This is a genomic window from Halolamina salina (genome assembly GCF_042678005.1).
Classification (GTDB): Archaea; Halobacteriota; Halobacteria; order Halobacteriales; family Haloferacaceae; genus Halolamina; species Halolamina salina.
This window is the reverse complement of record NZ_JBHUDH010000060.1, coordinates 9,544-14,239: the sequence shown is the minus strand read 5'-3', so window position 1 is coordinate 14,239 and position 4,696 is coordinate 9,544. Positions and strand designations below refer to the sequence as shown.

Annotated in this window: 5 protein-coding genes and 1 pseudogene; all 6 read left to right on the top strand. The window is 63.3% G+C overall.

What is annotated here, in order from left to right:
• Positions 1-377: pseudogene (locus tag ACFR9S_RS06985) on the top strand (hypothetical protein); the annotation flags it as partial.
• On the top strand, positions 374-1,546 hold the full coding sequence (locus tag ACFR9S_RS06980; RefSeq protein WP_379818330.1) for a glycosyltransferase: 1,173 nt from the start codon (positions 374-376) through the stop codon (positions 1,544-1,546). The pseudogene ACFR9S_RS06985 and the gene ACFR9S_RS06980, both read left to right, overlap by 4 nt.
• Complete coding sequence (locus ACFR9S_RS06975) at positions 1,539-2,072, top strand: class I SAM-dependent methyltransferase (protein WP_049991470.1); 534 nt, start codon at positions 1,539-1,541, stop codon at positions 2,070-2,072. Before ACFR9S_RS06980 ends, ACFR9S_RS06975 begins: the two co-directional genes overlap by 8 nt.
• Positions 2,069-2,578 (top strand): hypothetical protein, encoded by a 510-nt coding sequence (locus ACFR9S_RS06970; protein WP_049991469.1) that lies wholly within the window; start codon positions 2,069-2,071, stop codon positions 2,576-2,578. Before ACFR9S_RS06975 ends, ACFR9S_RS06970 begins: the two co-directional genes overlap by 4 nt.
• Positions 2,575-3,531: a hypothetical protein gene (locus tag ACFR9S_RS06965; RefSeq protein WP_049991468.1), complete on the top strand. Its 957-nt coding sequence runs from the start codon at positions 2,575-2,577 to the stop codon at positions 3,529-3,531. The genes ACFR9S_RS06970 and ACFR9S_RS06965 overlap by 4 nt, the downstream gene beginning before the upstream one ends.
• Before the next feature lie 202 nt (positions 3,532-3,733).
• The coding region (locus tag ACFR9S_RS16215) for a hypothetical protein (protein WP_459077191.1) at positions 3,734-4,696 on the top strand (963 nt) is incomplete at its 3' end.

Sequence of the window (4,696 nt, the reverse complement as noted above, 5' to 3'; positions counted from 1 at the left end):
CCCGCCTGCGCGAACGCTTCGGCCAGGGCGTCCACTACAACCCCGACGCGGTCGTCACCCACCACGTCGACGACTACCAGCTCGAACGCCGAACGATCCTCGAACGGTCGTTCCTCCAAGGGCGCTCGAAACGCCTGCTCGCTGACCTGCTCCCCGACGCGACCGACACGGAAGCCGACTACCTCGGACGACTGCTCGGTACGTGGGTTCCAGAACGACTCACCCAAACGGTCACGGACCGCTCGCCACGGCCACTCGTCGAGACGGCCTGGCTCCTCGCAGTCACGGCCGCGGTCGGCGTCGGCTATCTGACCGGCGGCACGACGACACTCGAGACACCGACTGAGACACCACACCCGGAGGCCCAAACCCAATGACCGAAATTGCAGTCGCACACGAACACTACCTCGAACGCGGCGGCGGCGAACACGTCGCTGATACACTCGCTCGCACGTTCGACGCCGATATCTACGCCGGCCTGGTCCGCGAGGATGCGACGGCCGACGATCTCGATCCGGAACCGATCTGCGACGGCGCGTGGGCGTCGGTCATGGAGCGATCGGTGTTCGCTCGCGATCTGACCTACTTTCAGGCCTGGCGACATGCTTCCGACCTCCATGACTACGACGCGATTATCCAGTCGGGCAACAATCCTGGCTGGTACGTCCCGCAGGACGACCAAACGATCATCAAATACGTCCACTCTCCACAACGCACTCCCTACGATCGGTGGGCCAACGGTGACCCCGGAGCACTCACGCGCGCCTACGCCGAAGCCGCCCGCCAACTCTATCAAGAGACGCTTACACACCCGGACGTCTTCGTCGCCAATAGTGAGGTGATCGCCAGGCGCTGCCGGAAATACTGGGGCGTCCCCGAGGACAAACTCGAAGTCGTCTACCCGCCGGTCGATACTGAAAGCTACGGACAAGAGCACGCCACGGCAGAACCGACCTATTACTTCACGTTCTCCCGACTCTACCCCTCGAAGCGAATCGACCAGATCGTGCGGGCGTTCACGCGGCTTGACGACAGTTATCAGCTCGTGGTCGGCGGCTCCGGTCCCGACCGCGACCGTCTCGAGTCGATCGCCGACGACAGTGTTCAATTCGTCGGCTACCTCAGCGAAGCCGAGAAACCCCGCCGACTCGCGGAGTGTCGGGCCTTTATTTTCGCCGCCGAAAACGAGGATTTCGGGCTGTGTCCCATCGAAGCGTTCGCAAGCGGGACACCCGTCCTTGGCGTCAACGAGGGCTTCACGCAACACCAAATCCTCGCAGGCCAGAACGGCTACACCTTCGGACGCGACCCCGGTGACCTCGACGGAGCGATTCACCGCTTCGAGCGCGAGGGCGCGGCATGGTCGCCAACCCAACTCGAGACGTTCGCGGCCGACAACTTCGGACGTGAGCGCTTCGCCCGAGAGATGCAACGCATCGTCATGGAGGCCCGCGAACGCAGCGCCATCGACGTGTCCTACGACCGGCCACTCGAGACGACCGACGACGCACAACTGGCCGTCACTGACGGAGGGACCGATGAGTAACGCACACGCCCGCGACCGGTTACACCTCTTTTGTGGCGAGGACTACCGAGAGGAGGCGATCAACGTCGATGCCAATCCCGACGTGGACCCCGACCTCGTACTCGACTTGACCGACTACCCGTGGACCCCCTTCGAGGATGACAGTGTGACATACATCGAAGCCCGCCACGGCCTCGAACACCTGGCCGATCCGACGGCCTTTTTCGAGGAGTGTGCGCGGGTACTCCGATCAGGCGGCACCCTCGAAATCACCGTCCCGCTGGGGGTCAACGCTCGAATGGACAACGATCACGAAACGAAGTGGACCTACGAAACGCCCGAACAGTACTCCGCGCCCGATCGCCGCCCGTGGGACCCCGAAGTTCCCTTCGAGTTGGTCGACCGCAACGTTCGGACGTGGCTCGGCGGCCCACTCGCGCCACTCACGCCGCTGTTCCAAGCGGCTGCTCGCCGCTGGCCGGCGTGGGCCGCGGCCCGCTGCTACGGCGGTGAACTCACCGCGGTCTATCGGAGGGTCGAGCAATGAAGATCTCCCGAGACGGCGTCCTCCCGCAACTCGAGCCGGTCGGCAACCTCGGCCGGTGGCAAGTCCGACTCGGCGCGGCGAAACGCCTGTTCCAGCGGTCGGGCATCCTCTCGCGGATGATTACCATGTGGTCGGCCATGACGGCCGCCTACTCGACGACGCCGCTGTTACAGGATGTGTTCGGCTCGCTCATGGCCTTTCTCGTCGCCGGGACCGGCGCACTCGCGGTCTACGGCGCGTTCGACTACGTCGGACTCATGCCTGGCGAGCAAGCGTTCGGACAAACACAGAGTCAGCGATCGGAACGCTCGCCGCTCAAACGCGACACCGAAGCGATCCTCGAACGCCTTGAGACCGACGCTCCGCGAACCGACGGCGGCCAAGCGACGGTCGTCCCGGAGTGCAACCGCTGTAACAAGGCCGGCGTCCCGGGGACGCACAAAGGAGAGCGAACGATTCGGTGTCCCGATTGCGGCGAGCAACTCTTCCGGAGGATCGACCAATGAGTTTCACAGATTGGATCAACGAATCATGCGAGTTAGTTTCTGAGCAAGGCCTTCGACGTGGTGGGCGGCTTGCCGCCCAAGAGTTCGGCGTCGGCGTCGGCCGCCGCGTCGGGCAACGGATCAACTACGGCGAGTCGTTTTGGGAGCGTGGCGATTGGGACGTGCTCGTCTTACTCGACGCCTGCCGCCACGATCTCATGCAATCGGTCGCCGACGAGTGGGCGTTCCTGCCTGACGATGTGCCGTCGGTCTACAGCTCGGCGAGCATGTCCGAGGAGTTCCTCGAGCGTCACCTCACCGACGAGTATCAGGCCGAGATCGAGAACACGGCCATGGTCGCGGCCAACGCGTTCACGAGACACGATTGGGTTCACGAAGCTGGCTGGCCGCATCTCGACGAAGTCTGGACGCACAGTTGGTCGGAAGACGACGGCACGGTCCTCCCGCGGCCCGTGACGGATGCGGCGGTCGACTACTGGCGGCGTGACGATCGCCAGGCTGACCAGATGATCGTCTGGTACCTGCAACCACACGGCCCGTTCGTCCACGAGGAGTGGTCGCACGGGTTCGAGAAATCAGAAATCGGCGACGGCGCTGGCGTTCACAAATCCGTCTGGAACCGGCTTCGTGACGGTGAACTCACCGAAGAACAACTCTGGAACGGCTACCGCCGCAATCTCGAATTTGTGCTCGAGGACGTTCAGTTGCTCCTCCGCAATCTCGACGCCGAGAACGTCGTCATTTCGTCGGACCACGCCAACGGCCTCGGCGAGTGGGGCGTCTACGGCCACCCGAAGTACGTCCCCGCCCCCGCGGTCAAACGCGTCCCGTGGATCGAGACGACGGCAACCGATGCGGGCGGCTACGAGCCGGCCTATCAGGCCCGGGCCGACGAGACTGACACTGCGGAGATCGACGTCGACGAACGACTCTCGGCACTTGGCTATGCATAGGAAACTCCGATGAGAGAGCACACAATCCGGTGGACGGTCGGAGGGATTCCCCCGCCGCCAGTGGTACCACCACCGTCCTCACCTCCAGTCCCACCACCCGATACCCCTACCCGGGAGGACCCGAATCGTACGCTAACCAACCGTTCTCTGACATCAAATTCCGCTAATGAAATTTAATCGCAACACAGTCACGACGCTGCTTATGGTCGCGCTGGTCGCCCTCGCGGGCATCGGCGCGTTCGCTGGCTCCAGTGCCGCTGCCGAACCGACCGTCGACTCCGATTCGGACCTCCAAGACACCGATACGTGGGTCGACTTCAACGCCTCGGAAAACACGACACAGAAGATCAACTACACGAACACGGATGCACAGGACGGCGCACTCGTCGTCTGGGACCCCGATACGGGCGATAACGCCTCGGATGCGCAGGTTCACGCGGAGTTTGACAACTCTTCGGATGCGTTCTACGAGCGGAACGCGACCGCTGACGAGTACGGCTTCAACCTCTCGGGCGACGACTTAGAAACCGTCCCGATGGAGGCTGGTGAAAACAAGTCGGTCAAGGTCACGATCGCCAACCAGAGCGACTGGGAGGGCGAGAACGCGAATCTGACCACGATGGACGTCACGCTGGATAACACGATGGAGCGCAGCGTGATGTACATCGGCGACCACCAGGTCGAGAACGAAGCCTACGGCCTGAGCCACACGGACAAAGATCCGAAGACGGTCGCCGGTATCAACATCCCGTTCACGGGCGAGCAGGCGACCTCGCTCGATACGTCGCGGGACATCGACGGCTCGAACACGACGGTCTACGCCTACATGGCAAACGACTCGGTTGCGAGCCACTTCGACGATAACTTCGGCTCGCTCGATAGCGCCACCTGGTCCGACGATACGCTCGCCCAACTCGGCGACGACGCGGCGGTCAAGGCCTACGCGAGTTCGCTGCCCGACGACCTCGATAGCAGCACCTCGGCGCTGAAACACGATACCAGCGGCTCGACGGACGCGCTGGTCCTTGAGCTCGGCGACGAGCACGACGGCGAGTCCTCGATCGACATGCAGGTTAACTCCGACCCCGGATTCAGTGACCTGTTCAGCGCCTACGGCCTTGAGGCGTTCAGTATCGGCGGGTTCTCGCTCGGCGTGCTGTTCGTG